The 20,132-nt window shown below is 57.0% G+C and carries 24 protein-coding genes; 7 read left to right on the top strand and 17 right to left on the bottom strand.

The window, feature by feature from the left end; translation table 11 throughout:
* The first annotated feature begins 73 nt into the window (after nucleotides 1-73).
* The 3 genes from M2433_RS10075 (at nucleotide 74) to M2433_RS10065 (ending at nucleotide 2,724) form a co-directional block, all read left to right on the top strand.
* Nucleotides 74-775, top strand: coding sequence for a phosphohydrolase (locus M2433_RS10075; RefSeq protein ID WP_429054608.1), 702 nt, complete (start codon nucleotides 74-76; stop codon nucleotides 773-775).
* Between the two features lie 61 nt (nucleotides 776-836).
* Nucleotides 837-2,252 (top strand): DNA cytosine methyltransferase, encoded by a 1,416-nt coding sequence (locus tag M2433_RS10070; protein WP_429054610.1) that lies wholly within the window; start codon nucleotides 837-839, stop codon nucleotides 2,250-2,252.
* Nucleotides 2,233-2,724: a very short patch repair endonuclease gene (locus tag M2433_RS10065; protein ID WP_429054611.1), complete on the top strand. Its 492-nt coding sequence runs from the start codon at nucleotides 2,233-2,235 to the stop codon at nucleotides 2,722-2,724. Before M2433_RS10070 ends, M2433_RS10065 begins: the two co-directional genes overlap by 20 nt.
* Here the strand turns inward: M2433_RS10065 and yedA are convergent.
* Nucleotides 2,696-3,610, bottom strand: coding sequence for a drug/metabolite exporter YedA (yedA, locus tag M2433_RS10060; protein WP_429054613.1), 915 nt, complete (start codon nucleotides 3,608-3,610; stop codon nucleotides 2,696-2,698). The genes M2433_RS10065 and yedA overlap by 29 nt on opposite strands.
* A 178-nt stretch (nucleotides 3,611-3,788) precedes the next feature.
* Between yedA and M2433_RS10055 the strand changes: the two genes are divergently transcribed.
* The 3 genes from M2433_RS10055 (at nucleotide 3,789) to dgcQ (ending at nucleotide 6,735) form a co-directional block, all read left to right on the top strand.
* Nucleotides 3,789-4,700: a DUF808 domain-containing protein gene (locus M2433_RS10055; protein WP_429054615.1), complete on the top strand. Its 912-nt coding sequence runs from the start codon at nucleotides 3,789-3,791 to the stop codon at nucleotides 4,698-4,700.
* Between the two features lie 78 nt (nucleotides 4,701-4,778).
* Nucleotides 4,779-4,961 carry a YodC family protein gene (locus M2433_RS10050; protein WP_008500307.1) on the top strand — a complete coding sequence of 61 codons (183 nt, stop codon included), beginning with the start codon at nucleotides 4,779-4,781 and terminating at the stop codon, nucleotides 4,959-4,961.
* Nucleotides 4,962-5,034: 73 nt separating this feature from the next.
* A complete protein-coding gene (dgcQ, locus tag M2433_RS10045; protein WP_429054617.1) occupies nucleotides 5,035-6,735 on the top strand; it encodes a cellulose biosynthesis regulator diguanylate cyclase DgcQ in 1,701 nt (566 codons plus the stop codon).
* Here the strand turns inward: dgcQ and M2433_RS10040 are convergent.
* Complete coding sequence (locus M2433_RS10040; protein WP_429054619.1) at nucleotides 6,720-7,520, bottom strand: mannosyl-3-phosphoglycerate phosphatase-related protein; 801 nt, start codon at nucleotides 7,518-7,520, stop codon at nucleotides 6,720-6,722. The genes dgcQ and M2433_RS10040 overlap by 16 nt on opposite strands.
* Before the next feature lie 300 nt (nucleotides 7,521-7,820).
* Nucleotides 7,821-8,048, bottom strand: a complete 228-nt coding sequence (gene yodD, locus M2433_RS10035; protein ID WP_080329534.1) for a YodD family peroxide/acid resistance protein — start codon at nucleotides 8,046-8,048, stop codon at nucleotides 7,821-7,823.
* 128 nt (nucleotides 8,049-8,176) lie between these two features.
* Here yodD and dsrB point away from each other — a divergent pair, with 128 nt between their 5' ends.
* Complete coding sequence (dsrB, locus tag M2433_RS10030; RefSeq protein ID WP_013097741.1) at nucleotides 8,177-8,365, top strand: protein DsrB; 189 nt, start codon at nucleotides 8,177-8,179, stop codon at nucleotides 8,363-8,365.
* Nucleotides 8,366-8,472: 107 nt separating this feature from the next.
* On the opposite strand, the gene rcsA is transcribed toward dsrB, so the two are convergent.
* The 14 genes from rcsA to fliF form a co-directional block, all read right to left on the bottom strand.
* Nucleotides 8,473-9,096, bottom strand: coding sequence for a transcriptional regulator RcsA (rcsA, locus tag M2433_RS10025; protein ID WP_008500313.1), 624 nt, complete (start codon nucleotides 9,094-9,096; stop codon nucleotides 8,473-8,475).
* A gap of 293 nt (nucleotides 9,097-9,389) precedes the next feature.
* Complete coding sequence (gene fliR / locus M2433_RS10020; protein ID WP_008500314.1) at nucleotides 9,390-10,175, bottom strand: flagellar biosynthetic protein FliR; 786 nt, start codon at nucleotides 10,173-10,175, stop codon at nucleotides 9,390-9,392.
* A gap of 7 nt (nucleotides 10,176-10,182) precedes the next feature.
* Nucleotides 10,183-10,452, bottom strand: a complete 270-nt coding sequence (gene fliQ / locus M2433_RS10015; RefSeq protein ID WP_008500315.1) for a flagellar biosynthesis protein FliQ — start codon at nucleotides 10,450-10,452, stop codon at nucleotides 10,183-10,185.
* Between the two features lie 9 nt (nucleotides 10,453-10,461).
* Nucleotides 10,462-11,199 (bottom strand): flagellar type III secretion system pore protein FliP, encoded by a 738-nt coding sequence (gene fliP, locus M2433_RS10010; protein WP_047345993.1) that lies wholly within the window; start codon nucleotides 11,197-11,199, stop codon nucleotides 10,462-10,464.
* Entirely contained in the window at nucleotides 11,199-11,573 is a 375-nt protein-coding gene (fliO, locus tag M2433_RS10005; RefSeq protein WP_059310226.1) for a flagellar biosynthetic protein FliO, read from the bottom strand. Before fliO ends, fliP begins: the two co-directional genes overlap by 1 nt.
* Nucleotides 11,574-11,575: 2 nt before the next feature.
* Nucleotides 11,576-11,989, bottom strand: coding sequence for a flagellar motor switch protein FliN (fliN, locus tag M2433_RS10000; protein WP_014170738.1), 414 nt, complete (start codon nucleotides 11,987-11,989; stop codon nucleotides 11,576-11,578).
* Nucleotides 11,986-12,990, bottom strand: a complete 1,005-nt coding sequence (gene fliM, locus M2433_RS09995) for a flagellar motor switch protein FliM (protein ID WP_014170737.1) — start codon at nucleotides 12,988-12,990, stop codon at nucleotides 11,986-11,988. Before fliM ends, fliN begins: the two co-directional genes overlap by 4 nt.
* Before the next feature lie 4 nt (nucleotides 12,991-12,994).
* Nucleotides 12,995-13,465, bottom strand: a complete 471-nt coding sequence (gene fliL / locus M2433_RS09990; protein ID WP_021241388.1) for a flagellar basal body-associated protein FliL — start codon at nucleotides 13,463-13,465, stop codon at nucleotides 12,995-12,997.
* Between the two features lie 106 nt (nucleotides 13,466-13,571).
* Nucleotides 13,572-14,816: a flagellar hook length control protein FliK gene (fliK, locus tag M2433_RS09985; RefSeq protein WP_429054622.1), complete on the bottom strand. Its 1,245-nt coding sequence runs from the start codon at nucleotides 14,814-14,816 to the stop codon at nucleotides 13,572-13,574.
* The gene (fliJ, locus tag M2433_RS09980; protein WP_014170734.1) at nucleotides 14,813-15,256 is read right to left on the bottom strand and encodes a flagellar export protein FliJ; all 444 of its coding nucleotides are present in this window, start codon (nucleotides 15,254-15,256) and stop codon (nucleotides 14,813-14,815) included. The genes fliK and fliJ overlap by 4 nt, the downstream gene beginning before the upstream one ends.
* A gap of 21 nt (nucleotides 15,257-15,277) precedes the next feature.
* A complete protein-coding gene (gene fliI / locus M2433_RS09975; protein WP_429054623.1) occupies nucleotides 15,278-16,648 on the bottom strand; it encodes a flagellar protein export ATPase FliI in 1,371 nt (456 codons plus the stop codon).
* Nucleotides 16,648-17,355 (bottom strand): flagellar assembly protein FliH, encoded by a 708-nt coding sequence (gene fliH / locus M2433_RS09970; RefSeq protein WP_264437938.1) that lies wholly within the window; start codon nucleotides 17,353-17,355, stop codon nucleotides 16,648-16,650. Before fliH ends, fliI begins: the two co-directional genes overlap by 1 nt.
* Nucleotides 17,348-18,346, bottom strand: coding sequence for a flagellar motor switch protein FliG (fliG, locus tag M2433_RS09965; RefSeq protein WP_047345986.1), 999 nt, complete (start codon nucleotides 18,344-18,346; stop codon nucleotides 17,348-17,350). Before fliG ends, fliH begins: the two co-directional genes overlap by 8 nt.
* Nucleotides 18,339-20,015, bottom strand: coding sequence for a flagellar basal-body MS-ring/collar protein FliF (fliF, locus tag M2433_RS09960; protein ID WP_047345985.1), 1,677 nt, complete (start codon nucleotides 20,013-20,015; stop codon nucleotides 18,339-18,341). The genes fliG and fliF overlap by 8 nt, the downstream gene beginning before the upstream one ends.
* Between the last annotated feature and the right edge of the window lie 117 nt (nucleotides 20,016-20,132).

Below are 20,132 nucleotides of genomic sequence, written 5' to 3'. Positions count from 1 at the left end.
GCAATTCTATTATTAAATTGATTTAATTCGATTGTGTTATAATTCATTCTCTTTTTAACAACAGGACATGACGATGGAACTTGCCCGGTGGCAGCACGGCTTTGAGCGCTGGCTCGAGGAAAACCACACGACCGACGATACCGCACATGATATTTCGCACTTTCGTCGCGTCTGGATGACGGCGCAAAAAATCATGGCGCACCAGACGGCAAATCCGCTGGTGGTTCTGTGCGCGTGTTATTTTCACGATATCGTCAGCCTGCCGAAAAACCATCCTGAGCGCAGTCGGTCATCGCAGCTGGCAGCGCGCAAGACGGGTGACATTCTGCGCCGCGACTTCCCTGACTTCCCGTCTGAATGCTATGCCGCCGTGGAGCATGCTGTTGAGGCGCACAGCTTCAGCGCCGGGATTACGCCGCAGAGCATCGAAGCCAAAATTGTGCAGGATGCTGACCGGCTGGAGGCGCTGGGAGCTATTGGCCTGGCGCGCGTCTTTGCCGTCTCGGGCGCGCTGGGCGTACCGCTTTTTGACGCGGACGATCCCTTTGCCGATGCGCGCCCCCTCGACGATCGCGCGTTTGCCCTCGACCATTTTCAGACCAAGCTGCTGCGCCTGCCTGATACAATGCAAACGGAAATGGGCCGCGAGCTGGCACGCCACAACGCCGATTTCCTGATCCAGTTTATGGCGAAACTGAGCGCTGAACTGCACGGCGACTGTATTGGGCTGGATAGCCAGGTGCTGAGCCGCTTCCGTCGCAGTTTGCGTGAATGAACTGTGGTAATCTGTTCCCAGTCTTTCTTCTCCGGTTAAAAGAATGCAGGAAAATCTATCAGTGACAGAGCCCGCGCCTGAGCAGGCTGAGAAATCAACGGCAACGGTGCAGGCGTTACTGCGCCAGCTGTTGGATAGCTATGATGCTAAAACGCTGGCAAATCTGCTGGTGGCACACGGTGAGAGCCACTGGAGCCCGGCCATTCTTAAACGTCTGCTGACCAGCGAACGAGCAGGGCGTCGCCTGAGTGAAGGCGAGTTTCGTTATCTGCAAAACCTGCTTCCGCGTCCTCCTGCTGCGCACCCGAACTATGCCTTCCGCTTTATCGATCTGTTTGCCGGTATCGGCGGCATCCGACACGGTTTCGAAGCTATCGGTGGCCAGTGCGTGTTTACCAGCGAGTGGAACAAACATGCCGTGCGTACCTACAAGGCTAACTGGTACTGCGATCCGCACGAGCATCATTTCAATGCGGATATCCGCGATGTCACCCTGAGCCATAAAAGCGGCGTGAGTGATGAACAGGCCGCTGAACATATTCGTCAGACCATCCCGGCGCATGACGTGCTGCTGGCGGGCTTCCCGTGTCAGCCTTTCTCGCTGGCCGGCGTATCAAAAAAGAATGCCCTCGGACGCGCCCACGGTTTCGCCTGCGATACGCAGGGAACGCTGTTTTTTGACGTGGCCCGTATCATTGACGCCCGTCGTCCGGCCATTTTTGTGCTGGAAAACGTCAAGAACTTAAAAAGCCACGACGGCGGGAAAACCTTCCGCATTATCATGCAAACGCTGGATGAGCTGGGCTATGACGTGGCCGATTCCCAGGACATGGGCGCGGACGATCCAAAAATTATTGATGGGAAACATTTCCTGCCCCAGCATCGCGAACGTATCGTGCTGGTAGGTTTCCGCCGCGACCTTAATCTCAAGGGCGATTTCACCCTGCGGGATATCCCGTCTCTCTATCCGGAGCGACGTCCCACCGTTGCCGACCTGCTGGAACCTGTCGTTGACGCCAAATTTATCCTCACCCCCGTGTTGTGGAAATATCTCTACCGCTATGCCAAAAAACATCAGGCGAAAGGCAACGGCTTCGGCTTTGGGATGGTCAACCCGAACGATCCGCACAGCGTAACCCGCACGTTGTCCGCTCGCTACTACAAAGACGGCGCGGAAATTCTTATCGACAGGGGCTGGGACAAGGCGCTGGGTGAAAAAGATTTCGACGATCCGGACAACCAGCGTCACCGTCCGCGACGCTTAACGCCGCGGGAGTGCGCCCGGCTGATGGGCTTTGAAACCCCGCAGGGTTACCGCTTCCGCATTCCGGTTTCGGACACACAGGCGTACCGCCAGTTTGGCAATTCGGTGGTGGTTCCCGCGTTCGCGGCCGTGGCAAAACTGCTGGCCTCGCGCATCAGACAGGCGGTGGCGCTCCGTCAGGGTGAGGCCGTCAATGACGGATGTTCACGATAAGGCGACGCGCAGTAAAAACATGCGCGCCATCGGCACGCGTGACACCGCCATCGAAAAGCGGCTGGCAGGGCTGTTGACGCAGGCGGGATTTGATTTCCGCGTGCAGGATCCCGCCCTGGCGGGTCGCCCCGATTTCGTCATCGACGCATGGCAGTGCATCATCTTTACCCACGGTTGCTTCTGGCACCACCACGACTGCTACCTGTTTAAAGTCCCCGCAACGCGCACCGATTTCTGGCTGGAGAAGATTGGCAAGAACGTCGAACGCGACAGGCGGGATCTCACCGCGCTGATTGCGCAGGGCTGGCGGGTGCTTATCGTCTGGGAGTGTGCCCTGAGAGGCAGATTAAAATTGAACGACGTCGACCTGTCGGAACGGCTGGAAGAGTGGATCTGCGGCGGCGGCCAGAACGCGCAGATCGACACGCAGGGTATTCACCTGCTTAAGGTTTCTCCACCTCGCAAGGGGTAACCACCGGTTTTGCTGGCAGCAAATATTTGCCTAAGGTGACCAGCACGACGGCAAAAACAATCACCCCTAAAGCAATCCATTCAACGGAAGAGAGCGTCTCCCCGCCTAATCCCGTGCCGAGCAGCACGGCCACCACCGGGTTGACGTAGGCATAGCTGGTGGCAACCGCCGGGGAGACGTTGCGGATCAGGAACATATAGGCATTAATGGCGATGAGCGATCCAAACAGCGCCAGATACCCTACCGCGAGAAAGCCCGACAGACCCGGTAGGGTAGTCAGCGTTTCTCCCGTGAGCGCGGAGGCGAGCAGCAGCACAATCCCCGCGGCGAGCATTTCAATCGCGCCGGCCATCATGCCGCTGGGCAGTTCGATGCGTGAACCGTATACGGAACCAAAGGCCCAGCTCATTGAGCCAATCAGGATAATCACTGCGCCCCACGGATTCCCGCTCAGGTTACCGCCGCTATTGAGCAGAATAATGCCGGCGAGGCCAATACCAATCCCCAGCCATTCCAGCTTGCGGGTGCGGATGCCGAAAAGGCGGCTAAAGCAGAGGGTAAAGAGCGGAACGGTGGCAACGACCACGGCGGCGATCCCGGACGGTACGTTCTGGTGCTCGGCAATCGTTACAAACCCATTACCCACCGCCAGCAGCAGCAGGCCGATCAGGGCGGCGTTCAGCATCGGGCGCAGAGGGGGAAGCTTATGTCCGCGCAGCAGCAGAAACGCGAGCAGCAAGACGCCAGCCGACAGGAAACGGATGCCCGCCATCATCAGCGGCGGCCAGCTTTCCACGCCGATGCGAATGACAAAGTAGGTTGAACCCCAGATGATGTACAGCGAAAAGAGTGCCCCGATGAGCGGTAGCAATTGCCGGAAACGCATAATCCCTCACGACGTAATAAAAAGGTCGCTGATAGTAAACGCGAAAACTATCGTGCTGGCGAGTCCTTTAATTGTGCAGTTGATGTTAATTTTTTGTTGACGTGAGGTGCCTGTTTCCGGGTTTGCGCTTTTGCTCCATACTATTCACCTAATTACCAAAAAATGAAGGATTAAGATTTTGGCAGGAAGTAGCTTATTAACATTGCTGGATGATATTGCCACCTTACTGGATGACATTTCAGTGATGGGTAAACTGGCGGCGAAGAAAACCGCAGGCGTGCTGGGCGATGATTTATCGCTTAACGCTCAACAGGTGAGTGGGGTGAGGGCCAACCGCGAACTGCCGGTGGTGTGGGGCGTGGCGAAAGGCTCCTTCCTGAATAAGGTGATTCTGGTGCCGCTGGCGCTGCTGATCAGCGCCTTTATTCCCTGGGCGATCACGCCGCTGCTGATGATCGGCGGGGCATTTCTCTGCTTTGAAGGCGTGGAGAAAGTGCTGCACTCCTTTAGCGCGCGCAAGGAGAGCGATACTCCGGAAATGCGCCAGCAGCGTCTTGAAGCGCTGGCCGCACAGGATCCGAAAACCTTCGAGCGCGATAAGGTCAAAGGCGCCATTCGGACCGACTTTATCCTGTCCGCAGAAATTGTCGCCATTACGCTGGGCATTGTGTCTGACGCACCGCTCCTGAATCAGGTCCTGATCCTCTCCGGCATCGCGATTCTGGTCACGGTAGGCGTGTACGGTCTGGTAGGATTGATCGTTAAGCTGGATGATATTGGCTACTGGCTTGAGGAGAAATCGAGCGCGGTGGCAAGAGGCATCGGTAAGAGCTTACTGGTGCTGGCCCCCTGGCTGATGAAAAGTTTGTCCGTGGTGGGCACGCTGGCAATGTTCCTCGTGGGCGGCGGTATTGTGGTTCACGGCATTGCTCCGCTGCACCATGCTATCGAACATTTCTCCTCGGAGCAGGGTGCTGTTGTCGCGGCGATACTGCCCACGCTGCTGAATCTGGTGCTCGGCTTTATCATTGGCGCTATCGTGGTCGCGGCGGTGAAGCTGGTTGAGAAATTACGCGGCACGGCGCACTAATTGTTACCCGCTGTGGGATGCAAAAAGACCGTTCCTCGTCTAAATTGAAACAGTTTCACCCTGATACAGGAGGCAGGTATGGTCTTTTTGGTCAGTGATGAAGTTAAGCCTAAGAAGGGCGGCCCACGTATGATTGTGACCGGGTATTCCAGCGGAATGGTGGAATGTCGGTGGCACGATGGCTATAGCATCAAGCGGGAAGCATTTCGTGAAGATGAGCTTCAGCCGGGTGACGGGCAGCACAAGCGGGATAAGGCTTAATCTCATAACGCCCGGCTTTGCCGGGCGTTTTTATCTCAAGTACCAGGCGTAAGGCAGTCATCAGGGAGTGTGTGTGCAGCGCGATACCTTTGTTGTAAAACAATCTTTTCTACAATGGCTGCATAAGCGTAGCAATCCTGGGTTGATTGTTAATCTCTGTTTTTTGACCGTTCTGGTGTTTTCCACGCTTCTGACCTGGCGTGAGGTGGTAGTGCTGGAAGAAGCGTATATCTCCAGCCAGCGTAACCATCTGGATACGGTGGCCAGTTCCCTGGACCGGCAGCTACAGAACAGCGTGGACAGGATGCTGTTGTTCCGCCAGGGCATGCGCGATGCGATCCAGACGCCGCTGGCGTTTGATGTCCTACAGAATGCGGTGTCACGCTTTAACACGGTCCGCATGCTCCCCACCTGGCAGCTTGCCGTTGAGAAAAAACGCACCCTCCCCATAAACGGCGTATCAGATGCCTTTGTTGAAAAAACCACGCTTCTGGATCGTGACGCTGAGCGCATCAGTCATGAAATTTCTGCCGCGCTCGAAGTGGGGTATCTGCTCAGGCTGGCCTCGTCGAGAGCGCAAACGGAATCGCGGGTCATCTACGTCTCCCGCGCCGGTTTTTTTCTTTCCACCGACACGCCGGATCGGGCGGGCGATATCACCGCCCGCTACTACCACCTGGTTACGCAAGCCTGGTTTACCCAGCAGTCGGAACGTAACAACCGCGCGCGCGCGGTGCGCTGGTTTATCTCCACGCCTTCATCCTGGACCAATGACGAACGCACGATCACCGCCAGCGTCCCCATCTATTTCGATCATTACTGGTATGGCGTCGTGGCGATGGATTTTACGTTGAACACGATGCAGAGCCTGCTGGCCGACGCAACGGAAGACCGAACGGAGGGGGAGTATCAGCTGTACGACACCCGGCTCAACCTGATTGCCACCTCTGCCCAGGCGGGAAACCCGATTAACCACTTCGACGAACGCGAGACGGCGCAGATTGCTCAGGCGATTGAGTACGATACCGGGGGCGGCATACGCCTCGGAAGCCGTTTTGTTAGCTGGGAGCGGCTCGATCACTTCGACGGCGTCGTCCTGCGGATCCACACCCTGCATGAAGGGGTGCAGGACGACTTCGGCAGCATCAGCATCGTGCTGGCGCTGCTGTGGGCGCTCTTTACCGCCATGCTATTGATCTCGTGGCTGGTTATCCGCCGGATGGTGAGTAACATGTACACGCTTCAGCATTCGCTACAGTGGCAGGCCTGGCATGATCCGCTTACCCGGCTGAACAATCGCGGCGCGCTGTTCGATCGCGCAAAAATGCTGGCGGAAACCTGTCGCCAGAAATCCCTGCCTTTTTCGGTGATTCAGATCGATCTCGACCATTTTAAAAACATCAACGACCGTTTCGGCCATCAGGCCGGGGATAAAGTGCTATCCCACACGGCGGGGCTGATTGCCAGCGCGTTACGCAAGAATGATGTGGCAGGACGCGTCGGCGGAGAAGAGTTTTGTGTCGTCCTGCCGGGGATCGATCTGGAGGAGGCGAGAGGCGTCGCGGACCGTATTCGCTGCCGAATCAACAGTAAGGAGATCCTGGTGAAGAAGAGTACCACGCTGCGCATCAGCGCGTCGTTGGGCGTCAGCGGTGCGGATGAGGCGGGGAACTACGATTTCGAGCAGCTGCAGTCCGTGGCGGACGCCCGGTTATATCAGGCTAAACAGGCCGGGCGTAACCGGGTCGTCTGGCGGGATCAGGACAGGAAGTGATCCAGCCCCTCGCGCCAGCCCGCAGGCCCGGGCTGCTGGGTGTGATACACCCGCTCGGGGTTGTCATCCCGTAGCGCGATGCCCTGGCGGTTAATGCCCTTAATCACCACCGCGTAGTCAACGCTGTCCAGCAGCGGCGCATCGTTAGGACCGTCGCCGAGCCCCAGGGTAGTGGGTTCGATCTCTTCCTGCTCATGGTACTGCTCAATTAGCCAGTTAACCGCCACGTCCTTGCCGCAGCGGACGTCCAGAATATGCCAGAAGCGCGCGCCCTGCAGGCATTGCAGGCCGCTCTGCGCCAGCGCCTCTTCAAACTGGAGCAGGTTCTCATCGGTGTCACGCCAGATGAGCGTAACGGAGGCTTCATGCCTGCGGGCAAGCGCCGAACGATAACGCGTCAGTCCCGTCCACTCGCTGATGACACGATCGTCCACGTCGTCAAAGGTGGTGAATTTATAGCCCATCTGCAGCCGGATTTGTTCGATTCGCGGGCGAATGTCCCGGTGCGTCATCCCTCTTATCTGACGCGGTACTTTTTCCCAACGCACGTCAGGCTGAATAACCGCGCCGTTCTCGGCAATAAAAGGTAAGCCTTCCAGCCCCAGATCCTGCTGGATATCCAGCATCTCAGCCGCCGTTTTGCTGCTGCAGAGAATGACCGGCACCTGGTTATCCAGCAGCCTGTCCAGCCAGGGCATTGCGGGTTGCCACGCATAGGTATGAATATCCAGCAGCGAGCCGTCCAGGTCAGAAAAAATCAGCAGTGAATCCCGCAGTGAAGGCATAGTGGCTCCTGGTAACGGCTGCGCTATGGGCTAAGAAAATTCCTAAAAAAATGCCGAGGTGGAAACCGGGAAAAGTGTACTGTCCCTGGCAAACCCGCATTCGGCGTATGTTATTGCTCATAACTAAAAGCATTACGTTAAAAATATTATATTCATCATGAGAATATATGCTTGTCAGACAATTTCGTTGGGGATAGTGTGGCATGTACATCAGATTTCCTGGTGTAACGAATTTTCAAGTGCTTCTTGCATAAGCAAGTTTTGATCCCGGCCATCCCCATGACCGGGATTTTTTTCGCCCTACCGATTGGCTTCCGACACGCTAAAGTCGTGAATATCCAGCTCGAAGGCCTCCGCCAGTTCACGATAGGTGTGATAATCCCTTCCGTTGACGATGACGTGGTCCGAATTGTCGTCCGACCGGCGGACTTCTGACTCACTGATCTCATTGATGGCGGCAAGCAGGGCATCGACGTCCACCTCGACTTCGCGCTTGATGGTGTCGCTGTACTCTTTATCGGTCTTCATTACGGGGTCCTCATTCAACCGTGTCCAGTGGTAAGTATAGACTGTGCATAAAAACGCCATTCACGCCGGGCAGCGATGTGCGTTTTTGCGTTTTGTTCTACACTGGCACAAAACCAGAGGAGGAATGTATGAAGGTCAACGATCGGGTAACCGTTAAAACGGACGGTGGGCCGCGCCGCCCGGGTGTGGTGCTGGCAATTGAAGAGTTTAGTGAGGGCACAATGTACCTGGTATCACTGGAAGACTACCCGCTCGGCATTTGGTTTTTTAACGAACTGGGGCATCCTGACGGCATTTTTGTTGAGAAAGCAGAGTAGTGAGGCGTCGGGTAGCGCATCGCATGCCCGACAACGTCCGCATAAGCAAAAATCTCTGGCCAGGCCAGAGATCAAAGGTAGGGTGCACAGGGTCTTTTCTTAAGCGACTAACGCATGTTGACGAAAATCCCGTTCGTCACATTATCGGTCAGGCGTACCACGTGGTAGATCACTTGCTTATTATGCGTTTTAATTTTCCTTTTAATATTTCCTTTGTGTGACGAAACGGTTTTAGCTTTAATATTCATCTGGTCGGAGATCTGAATAGTGCCCTGGCCCGCCATCCACATTCTCAGCATACTTGATTCAGTCCTGCTTAATGATAGGGTGGGTAAGTTAACCGCTCCTACATTTTTAACTTCTTTATTCAAATAATCACCCAGAATGTCATCCAGCGACTCTGGTTTAATCGATTTAGAACTGATCAATAAATTTTTACGGACCAACAAATACTCATCGAAATGGATATTTGCGATCGCCATAAAAACAATAAACAGGGTTTTTGGATGCTGATTAATGATTTGCTTAATGTGCTGACTGTTGGCTGGATCGTGAATGAAACAGTCCTCATTAATAAACACCACGCCTGGTTTTAGTTCGTCACAAGCGGCTGCGAGTTCGTCAACGGTGTGCGCATCGTTGATGTCTCTCTTTCTTACCCCTCTGCTTGCCAGGTACCCGGTTAACCCTAGCCGGGTGTAGCTGCATAAATCCATAATGATCGTTGACATGGCATACCCTCACTCAATGCGTAACGATAATTCACCATCTGCCTGAGAGCTCAAAACAGCCATACGGGATGGAAAAAATAATAAACCTGTGAGCATGACAAAGACTTTCAGGCGGACTCACTATCCCGTAAAGTTACGTATAATTTGCCAGGAATCTTCTTAAAGTAAAGTAAATATTAAGTATTGTGAGGTGGTTAGAAACAATTAAACCGCGTCAGATATATCCTGGAAGATGTTTTTCAGATTTTATTTTAGGAATATCCTCAGAAAGACAATACCAACAGTGAGGTTTATTATTTGCGAGGCAGTTCGCTGACAATATCCGCTAACAGGTTGAATATCTCGCCGAATAAATGTTCACAGAAGGGAGCGATAAGTGGCATCAGTAATGACATTAATAAAATTCCGACCGTCAGCGTCAGCGGAAAGCCAATCACAAACACCGACAGCTGCGGTGCCATTCGGTTCAGTAAACCTAATGCCAGGTTGACGGTCAGCAGCAGGGTGATGATCGGCAGTGCCAGCATCAGCCCGTTCAGGAATATCAGCCCCGCAGCGCGGGTGAGCGCCAGGAAGGCATTGCTGTTCACCGGATTTTCCCCAATCGGCAGCGTATGGAACGTATCCACCAGCATCGAGATAAGCCACAGATGGCCGTTGAACGACAGGAACAGCAGCATGGCGAGCAAATCGATAATGCGCGCCAGCACGGGCATGTTGAGATGACTGCCGGGATCAACAAACGTGGCGAACGATAACCCCATCTGCAGGCCAATCAGCTCCCCTGCGGTACGCACCGCGGCAAAGGCGAGCTGCATGGTAAAGCCTACGGCGACGCCAATCATGACCTGCTGCAAGGCCACCCATACCGCATTCGCCGAGAAAATCGGAATATCCACGGGGGGGAGGGACGGGGCGACGATAATGGAGATGATGATGCCCAGCCCCACCTTGACGCGTTTGGGGATCGATTTCTCGCTGAGAATCGGGGCGGTTGATATCAGCGCCATGATGCGCAGCATCGGCCAGAAATAGACGCCGAGCCACTGAACCCACTGGTCGCTGGTGAAGTGCAGCATCGTCAGGTCAGCCGATGATGTACGGCAGGTTGGTAAACAGGTTGCGCATATAGTCCAGCAGCAGGTTCAGCATCCACGGCCCGGCCACGATAATCGCCACGAACACGGCGATGATTTTCGGGATGAACGACAGCGTCATTTCGTTAATCTGGGTGGCGGCCTGAAGGATACTGATAATCAGACCGGTCACCAGCGCGACAAGCAGCAGTGGAGCGGCAACGGCAATGGCGATTTTCATCGCTTCCGTGCCCATCATCATGACCGATTCGGGTGTCATTGCCGTTCCTTAACTGTAGAAACTCTGCGCCAGCGAACTGACCAGCAGCTGCCAGCCATCGACCAGCACAAAGAGCATGATCTTAAAGGGCAGGGCAATGGTGGCGGGCGGAACCATCATCATCCCGAGCGCCATCAGGACGCTGGCGATCACCAGATCGATAATCAGGAACGGAATAAAGATGGTAAAGCCAATCTGGAACGCGGTCTTCAGCTCGCTGGTAACGTAGGCAGGTAGAAGAATGCGCATGGGCACCGCTTCCGGACCCTGCAGCTCGCCGGTGTTGGACAGGCGGGCAAAGAGGGCGAGGTCCGCTTCGCGCGTCTGGCGCAGCATAAATTCCCGCAGCGGCTGCGCGCCTTTATCCAGCGCCTCCTGCATGGAGATTTTATCTTCGCTGAACGGCTGGTAGGCGTCGGTGTAAATCTTATCGATCACCGGCGACATAATGAAAAAGGTCAAAAACAGCGCCAGCCCCAGCATAACCTGGTTTGGCGGAGCGGAAGGGGTTCCCAGCGCGTTTCGCAGCAAACCAAAAACGATGATGATGCGGGTGAAGCTGGTCATCATCAGCAGAATGGCCGGAATAAACGTCAGCGAGGTGATGAATACCAGCGTCTGCACCGGAAGCGACCAGCTTTGACCGCCGCCTGCGAGAGGGGTTGAAACCAGACCGGGCAGCTGCGCATAGACCGCGGGTGCAAACAGGCCAACGCCCGCAAGCGTCAGGGATAACAAACGGCGCATCAGGATCTCCCGGAACGCTTAAGCAAACTCTTCATGACGGACTGAAAATCCGCAGGGGCGTCTGCGCGCTCGTCCACCACAACAGGGGCGGGCGGCAGCTTATGTAATACGCTGATGTTTGAGGCCGTGACGCCCAGGACCAGGCGCGCGTCGTCCACTTCAACGATGACCACGCGTTCGCGAGGCCCCAGCGTGGTGCTGGCGCTGACCTTCAGGCCGCGGGTGCCGGCGGTTTTACCGGCCAGTCCAAAGCGCTTCGCCAGCCATGCGGCGATAAGAATAAAGGCAATAATACCGAGCAACGCCCCGCTCACCTGGAGCAGAGGTGAGCCGGGAACGGCAGAAGGTTGTGATATTGTTGCCTGGGTTTTCATGCTTAACGGCTCAGACGACGCATACGTTCAGACGGGGTAATGATGTCAGTGATACGTACGCCGTATTTATCAGCAACCACCACCACTTCACCCTGAGCAATCAGATAGCCGTTGATCAGGATATCCAGCGGCTCGCCGGCCAGGCCGTCAAGCGCTACCACGGAACCCTGCGTCAGGCGCAGCAGCTCTTTAATGGTCATGCGTGTGCGTCCCAGCTCAACGGTCAGCTTAACCGGGATGTCCATAATCAGGTCGATGTCCTGCAGCGTGCCGCTGACGTCACCGCCGCCGAGCTGCTGGAAGACGGCATCTGCAGCACTTTTAGCCGGTGTCGTTTTTTGCTCGTTTAACGCGTCAGCCCACAGATCGTCCAGTGCTCCGCTGTTTTCATCGGACGGATTGTTCATGTCACTCATTTGGGCTGTTCCTCATTCAGCGAATTCAAAATCGGGTTGATCAAGTGCTCAACGCGTAACGCATACTGACCGTTAATCGTGCCGTACTGGCTTGTCAGCACGGGGACACCATCCACGTGGGCAATAATGCGGTCGGGTTTTTCTATCGGCAAAACATCACCGGGTTGTAATTTCAGGATCTGAGATAACCGCAGCGGGATATCGGCGAAGCTCGCCACCAGCTCAAGCTGCGAATGCTGAACCTGGCGGACCAGGTTTTCACGCCAGTTCTGGTCTTCGTTGCGGGAGTTCTCCAGCGGTGGGTTCACCAGCAGCTCGCGCAGCGGTTCGATCATGCTGAACGGCAGGCAGATGTTGAACTCGCCGGTCAGGTTACCGATCTCTACGTGGAACGGCGTGTTCACGACGATATCGTTCGGGGAGGTGGTGATATTGGTAAATTTCACCTGCATCTCAGAACGAACGTACTCCACTTCCAGCGGGTTAATGGCTTTCCACGCGTCACTGTAAGACTCCAGCGCCAGCTTCAGCATGCGGTTAATGACGCGCTGTTCGGTGTGAGTGAATTCACGACCTTCTACTTTGGTCGGGAAACGCCCGTCGCCGCCGAACAGGTTATCCACCGCAATGAACACCAGGCTTGGTGAAAACACCACCAGACCGGTGCCGCGCAGCGGCTTCAGATGAATCAGGTTAAGGTTGGTTGGCACCGGCAGGTTGCGGGCAAACTCGTGATACGGCTGAATGCGGATCGCACCGACCGTAATGTCCGGGCTACGACGCAGCAGGTTAAACAGCCCCATACGGAACTGACGTGCAAAACGTTCGTTAATGATCTCCAGCGCCTGCAGACGTTCACGTACCACGCGACGCTGGGTATTCGGATCATAGGGACGAATATCGCTATCGCCGCCAATACCCGGTTGCGGATCGTCATTTTTATCGCTGTCGCCGTTAAGCAGCGCATCGATTTCTGCCTGAGAAAGAATACTGTCGCCCATGTCGTTACCGCAGAATGAAGGCTGTATACAGAACGTCAGTGACTTCCTGCTTGGGTTGGCCGTTTACCAGCGGGGTCGCCAGCGTTTGTTTAATGGCGTCGACCAGCTTTTGCTTACCCACATCGGTGGCCAGCGCCGAAGCGTCCTGACGAGAGAACAGCAGCAGAAGGCGGCTGCGCACCTCCGGGAGATAATCATTCAGCCGCGCGCGCGTGGCTTCATCCTTCAGGCGCAGCGTAATACCGACATACAGCACACGATCCGCATCACCGAGATTCACGGTGAAGGTGTCCAGAGGGAAAAATACCGGCGCCGGCGGTGGTGCAGGTTCGGCTTTGGCCGCAGCGGTCGAAGGTTCCTGCTGCATACGCCAGTAACTATAGCCCGCGGTAGCGCAGGCGGCGAGCGTGATCAACACCAGCAGCGGGATCCAGATGGAACGCTTACTTTTTTTGGTGATAGCGGAGTCAGTCATCTGATACGAGCTTCCTGTTTCGGTACAGCTTAATAAGGTGATTATCCCGTGTCCTGCTGTCGTCAAAGCGTGGAAAAGACGGGGATAATCACGCTACCTCTGGCGTTTAGGCGAAGATATCTACGGCACTGTTACCGCGCGCCGCGGATTGCAGGGCGGCTGGGACAGGCAGTAGCTCATCGCTCTCTTCATTAAAGCCGCCGGTATTGCCGGAACGCGAAGCCTGGTGCTGCTGCTGGGAGGAGGACTGCTGCTGCCCGGCAAAGCTCTCGCTGCTGACGCTGCTTTGCGTAAGCTGAATGCCGTTCTCCGCAAGCGAGGTCCGCAGGACCGGCAGCGCCGCTTCCAGTGCCGCACGGACATGGCCGTGCGCAGAGACCATCTGCAGCTGCGCCTGGTTATCATCCAGCTTAAGCGAGATTTGCACCTGACCCAGATCTTCCGGGTGCAGACGCAGCTCCGCTGTCTGCTGACCCTGCTTAGTGAACAGCGTGATGTGCTGGCTCAGGGATTGCTGCCATTCGTGGGTGCCCAGAGGCTGACTTAACACCGGCGCGGTGGCTACGGTGGCGGCTGGCTGGCTGGTCGCATGGCTGGAGATAATCGGTGCCAGTGTGGCCGTTGGCGACGTTGAGGAGGACGCGCTGGCGAATTCCTGCTTCTCTGCCGCAGCGGCCACGACCGGCGCAGCAGGCGCGTTGCCCGATAGCGCCGGTTCGCTGTTTTTCGCCAGGCCTTGGCTCAGGTTCTGGTAAGGCGCAGCCGTCTGCCCTTTATCATGGCTTCCCGGCAGGGCGTTCAGGGAGGGCTGGCCCGCACCCGCTTGTGCAGGCGTGGCGGAACCGAGCGCCGACCGTGCGGCAATACCATCGCTGGCTGCCGCGTGAGAGGTGCTGGTCTGCTGGTGCGGCAGCATGGCCATCAGCGCGCTTAATCCGGCCAGCTCTTCTTCGCTCAGGTCGCTTTTGCCGTTATCTTTGTCGCTGGCTGCGGTAAGCGTTTTCAGGGCATCGCCCTTTGATACCGGCACCAGCCCGGAAACCAGCGTTTCAGACAAGGCGGCAGGCGTGGTTTCATCGCCACGCAGCGCAGGCTGACGCGCGAGCAGGTCGGCAATTTTGGCCTGCAGGGTGGTATCGCCTTTGGCGTCCTGCGCGACGTTGGACAGCTTACTGCCGGCGGCTTTCAGGTCGGCCAGGGTCAGCGGCGCATCTTTGCCCTTGCCCGTTGCGTCCGTCAGGGCGACCGCCAGCAGAGAGAGAAAGTCTTGTGCACCGTCGGTACTTTTCCCCGTCTGCGTGCCGCCGGACAGGTCGCTGTCGCTCATCAGCAGTTGTTGCAGTGTGATCATTCCGGTTTCCTCATTGATGCGCGCTGGGCAAACTCATCCATTTTCTTCTGATCCAGGCGGTTTTCCGCCAGGGTCGTTGCCGCGATTTGTCGGTCCTGTAAGGTCTGCCAGGCCTGCAGTCGCTGCTTCTTCTCGCGCCAGAAATTCAGCGCGGTATCGACTTTTTGGGTCCACTGGTTAAGCTGCTGGCGATGCTGTTCTATCGCCTTCTCCAGCGTCTGGATAAACTGCTGATAGTTAATCCACCGCTGGCTGCCAATGCCCTGTGTCATATCGGTATTGAGGTTGGTGCGATATTCATGCTGATAGTCGATTAACATCTTCAACTGTTCTTCAGCCTGCTGGCACCCGCGTCGCATTGCGCCAAGCTGCAATGCGGCATCATCAACTTCTTTTTCTGCCAGATCTTTCAGCGTTGATAACGCGCTGTTTTGCGCCATGACCTTCGCCCTCCACCTGTGTTACGCCTGTGGGAAAATCAGCTCCAGTGCCTGAATTGAATCTTCCCAGTCGGCGCGTTCAAAAATGCCCTGTTGCAAAAATGCCTCCAGCTGCGGCCACAGGCTAATCGCTTTGTCGAGCATTGGGTCGCTGCCTTTGGCATACGCCCCGACGCTGACCAGATCGCGGTTGCGCTGGAAGCTGGAGAGGAGTTGTTTGAAGTTACGCACGCGGGCGTAGTGCTTCTCGGTTATCAGCGCCGTCATTGCGCGGCTGATAGAGGCTTCAATATCAATGGCCGGATAGTGCCCGGCTTCCGCCAGACGGCGCGACAGCACAATATGACCGTCAAGGATCGCGCGCGCGGAGTCGGCAATCGGGTCCTGCTGGTCATCACCTTCCGTCAGTACCGTATAGAACGCGGTGATAGAACCGCCGCCGCTGATGCCGTTCCCGGCACGCTCAACCAGGGCAGGGAGCTTGGCAAAGACCGAAGGCGGATAGCCTTTGGTCGCAGGCGGCTCACCGATGGCCAGCGCGATTTCACGCTGCGCCATTGCGTAGCGGGTCAGGGAGTCCATGATCAGCAGCACGTGCTTGCCGCGGTCACGAAAATCTTCGGCGATACGGGTGGCATATGCGGCACCCTGCATGCGCAGCAGCGGCGAAACGTCAGCCGGTGCGGCGATGACCACCGAGCGGGCGCGGCCTTCCGCACCCAGAATGTTTTCAATAAAGTCTTTTACTTCACGACCACGTTCGCCGATCAGCCCCACGACGATCACATCGGCCTGCGTGTAGCGCGCCATCATGCCGAGCAGGACGGATTTACCCACGCCTGACCCGGCGAACAGGCCCATACGTTGTCCGCGACCGACGGTCAGCAGGGCGTTAATCGGGCGTACGCCGGTATCCAGCACGTGCTCGATAGGGGTACGCTGCAGGGGGTTAAACGGTTGGGTGATCAGCGCGCCGGTTTCGGTGGTGTCCGGGGAAGGCAGACCGTCGAGCGGTTTCCCGCTGCCGTCCAGCACGCGGCCCAGCAGGGCAGGGCCAAGCGGCAGCTGTTTCCCACTTTGCAGCCCGTCGCCAGCGATGTTTTTGGCATACACGCGCGCGCCGGGCAGAATGCCTTCCACCTCTTCAAGCGGCATCAGAAACAGGCGTTGGCCGTTAAATCCGACCACTTCGCTTTCCACTTCCCGCGTATCCTGTCCATCCTGACGCTCAATCACGCAGGTCGCGCCCAGCGGCAGCTGCAGACCGGTGGCTTCAAGCACCAGGCCGGTGGCGCGCGTCAGTCGGCCATAACGACGCACGGATGGCAGCTGCGCCATCTTCGTCTCAAAGTTGTCGAGGGTGTTAAGCCAGCGGGTGAGGCGTGCGGTCATCAGACGACTCCCGGTGCCGCCAGGCGACACAGTTCCTGCCAGCGGGTGGCGACGCTGGCATCCAGGTCACCCTCGTCGGCAGAGACTTTACATCCGCCGTGATGTAACGACGGGTCACCGCGCAGGCGCCAGCCATGCAGGCTCAGCGTTGCCCCCAGGCTCTCTTCCACGCGCTGCAGGTCGTCCGGATGAACGCGCAGCTGCGGCTTGCCGCTGAACAGCGGCTCCTGCTGCAGCAGACCCTGAATTTGTTTGATCAGCGCCGTGTTATCCACCACGGGCGTCTGGCCGATAACCTGACGCGCGGCTTCCAGCGCCATCTGCATCAGCCGCGAGGCAATCACGCTGTCCAGCGCGTCCAGCGTATGCTGAAACTCGCTGACTAACTGCTGCATGCGGGCATGGATCGGTGCCTGCTGCTGGCGCGCCTGATCGATGCCGTGCTCTAGCCCTTTCGCCAGGCCCTCCTGATACCCCTGCTCGTGACCTTTCTGCCGGCCTTCGTTCACGCCGGCGTTATAGCCCTGCTCGTGCGCCTGCATTTGCAGCTGAGCCAGCATCTGTGCCTGCTGTTCTTCTTCGCTCAGCTCGGGCTGCTCGACGTCCGGGTCACTCTCCTCGGTCGCTATCACGGCTGGTGTGAACTCGGAGAGGGGAGGTGCCAGATCGTCCGGCGTCCAGCGCTTCCACGGCAGCTCATTAGACATAGGTGTCGTCTCCGCTGCCAATCACCATCTCGCCGGTTTCTGCCAGACGACGAACGATAAGCAGGATGGCTTTCTGTTCGTTTTCCACCTGAGACAGACGAACCGGGCCGCGGTTGGCAAGGTCGTCGCGCAGGATATCCGCCGCACGCTGCGACATGTTGCGCAGGAACTTCTCGCGCAGCGGCTGCTCGGCACCTTTGAGGGCGATAAGCAGAGACTCGGAATCCACTTCCTGGAGCAGGCGCTGGATGCTGCGGTCGTCCACTTCGACCAGGTTTTCGAACAGGAACATCTCGTCGATAATTTTCTGCGCCAGCTCGCCGTCGAATTCGCGAACCGCCGTAATGACCGCCTCTTCCTGCTGCGTTTTCATCAGGTTGATGATTTCCGCCGCCGTTCTCACGCCGCCCATTTTGCTGCGCTTGAGGTTCTGACCGTCGAGCAGGTTGTTCAGCACTTCGGTCAGCTCCGCCAGCGCGGCAGGCTGGACGCCACCGAAGGTCGCGATACGCAGCATCACATCGTGACGCAGACGCTCTTCGAACAGCGCCAGAATGTCGGCCGCCTGACCACGTTTGAGGTGGACAAGGATGGTGGCGATAATCTGCGGGTGCTCGTCGCGGATAAGGTCGGCGGCACTTTGCGGCTCCATAAAGTTAAGCGTTTCGATACCGCTGGCGGTATCGCGCGTTTCCAGAATGTCTTCCAGCAGGCTGGCGGCACGCTCTTCGCCCAGTGCCTTGACCAGCACGGAACGCAGGTAGTCATTGGCGTTGACGTTGAGCGCGGCAAACTGCTCGGCTTCCTGCTCAAACTCCGCCAGCACTTCGGTCAGCTGTTTGTTGGAGATCTGACGCACGTTGGCCATGGCCGCACTCAGAATTTGCACTTCCCGCTGGGAGAGGTGTTTAAACACCTCTGCCGCGCGATCTTCGCCAATGGTCATCAGCAGGATGACGCTTTTATCGGTGCCCGTAAGCGTATTACTCATGTTCGTTACCCATCCACTGGCGGATGACCAGCGCCACGACGCGCGGATCGTTATCTGACATTTCGCGAATGCGCTGGCTCATGACCTCAGCGCCCATGCGCTGGTTAGCACGACGCTGCTGCATCTGTTCATCTTTGCTGAGGCGGACTTCAACCGCTTCTTCCGTCTCCTGACGCGTGTTCATCTGCTCGCGAGCCGCTTTTTCGGCTTCAGCACGACGCTGGAGCTGTGGACGAACGCCCTTACGCCACAGCAGCCACGCGACAATCAGCACCAGCAGCCAGCGTCCTGCGGACAGCAGCTGGTCGATAAACGCCTGCTGTTGCCAGAACGGCAGTTCACCACCGGTCTCTTCAACCGAGTTGAACGGCGAGTTCACCACGTTGAGGCTATCGCCGCGCTTCTCGGAGTAACCCATCGCTTCACGGGTGAGGTCTTCGATCTGCTTCATCTGCTCGGCGGTCAGCGGCAGCGGTTTGCCATTCGGCAGCGTTTTGTAGTTCACGACCACGGCGACGGACAGACGCTGAATATCGCCCACGTTCAGTTTGGTGTGGCGAATCGTCCGGTCCACTTCGTAGTTTGTGGTTTCGTTACGGCTGCTGGTACGCGGACCGGCGCTAGTGGCCGTCGAGGTGGTTTGCTGATTTTGCTGACCGTTCTGCTGATTGGCCGGCGGCGTAGAGATTGGCGCCGCGTTAGCCGGGGCTGGCTGGTTAGACAGCGCGCCCGGCACGCCGCCCGGGTATGCACCACCGACCTGTTCATTTGAGTTGATCTGGCGCGAACGCATGACCGCCTGAGATGCATCGCCGTTCGGGCTGTACTGCTCTTCGGTTTGTTCTTTATTGGCGAAGTCAATCTGCGCGGTAACCTGCGCATGCACGTTGCTGTTGCCTACGACCGGACCGAGGATGGCTTCGATGCGACGCTGAAGACGGCTTTCGACATCGGCGGCATATTTCAGCTGCGCGTCGTTCAGATCGCGACCGGCGGTATTGGATTGCGTCAGCAGGTGGCCACTCTGGTCGACCAGCGTCACGTTACCCGGCGGCAGACCGGCCACGGCGCTGGAGACGAGGTGCGTCACCGCGCTGATTTGCCCTTCGTCCAGCGCGCGGCCAGGCTCGAGGTTCACGGTTACCGAAGCCGAAGGCGATTTCTGTTCGCGGACAAATAAGGAAGGTTTAGGCATTGCCAGGTGCACGCGGGCGCTCTTCACCGGGCCTAATGTTTCAATGGTGCGGGCCAGTTCACCTTCCAGCGCACGCTGGTAGTTCACCTGTTCGCTGAACTGGCTGATACCGAATTTTTCCTGATCCAGCAGTTCAAAGCCAACCGCGCCGCCCTTTGGCAGCCCCTGCTGTGCCAGACGCAGACGGAGTTCGTGCACCTTATCCGCAGGAACCTCAAGCGCGCCCCCGTTATCGGCAAAGCGATAAGGGATGTTCATCTGGGTCAACTGGGTGACGATGGCGCCGCCATCCTGATCGGAAAGGTTACTGTAGAGCGTCCGGTAGTCAGGGCTTTTCGCCCAAAGGACCATCGCTACAAGGATCGCAATTGCGGCAGCGCCTGCCACGATCAACGGGATTTTAGGATTCGCGCGAAGGCGGTTCATCCACTCGAGTGATTTATTCTGCGGCGCTGTCGATGCTGTTGCACTCATTGCGCACCTCTTAAATCCTGGTGGTTTACGTTATTCGTGTAGAGAAACAAAACTGACTCCCGGGTCGGCAAACACGACAAAAGTTCCATATTGATGGCCCTGCCATTATTTGATGAT

This window comes from Enterobacter sp. AC1, from assembly GCF_050434705.1.
GTDB lineage: Bacteria > Pseudomonadota > Gammaproteobacteria > Enterobacterales > Enterobacteriaceae > Enterobacter > Enterobacter cloacae_L.
The sequence above is the reverse complement of the archived record's forward strand: the minus strand, read 5'-3'. Positions and strand labels throughout refer to the sequence as shown.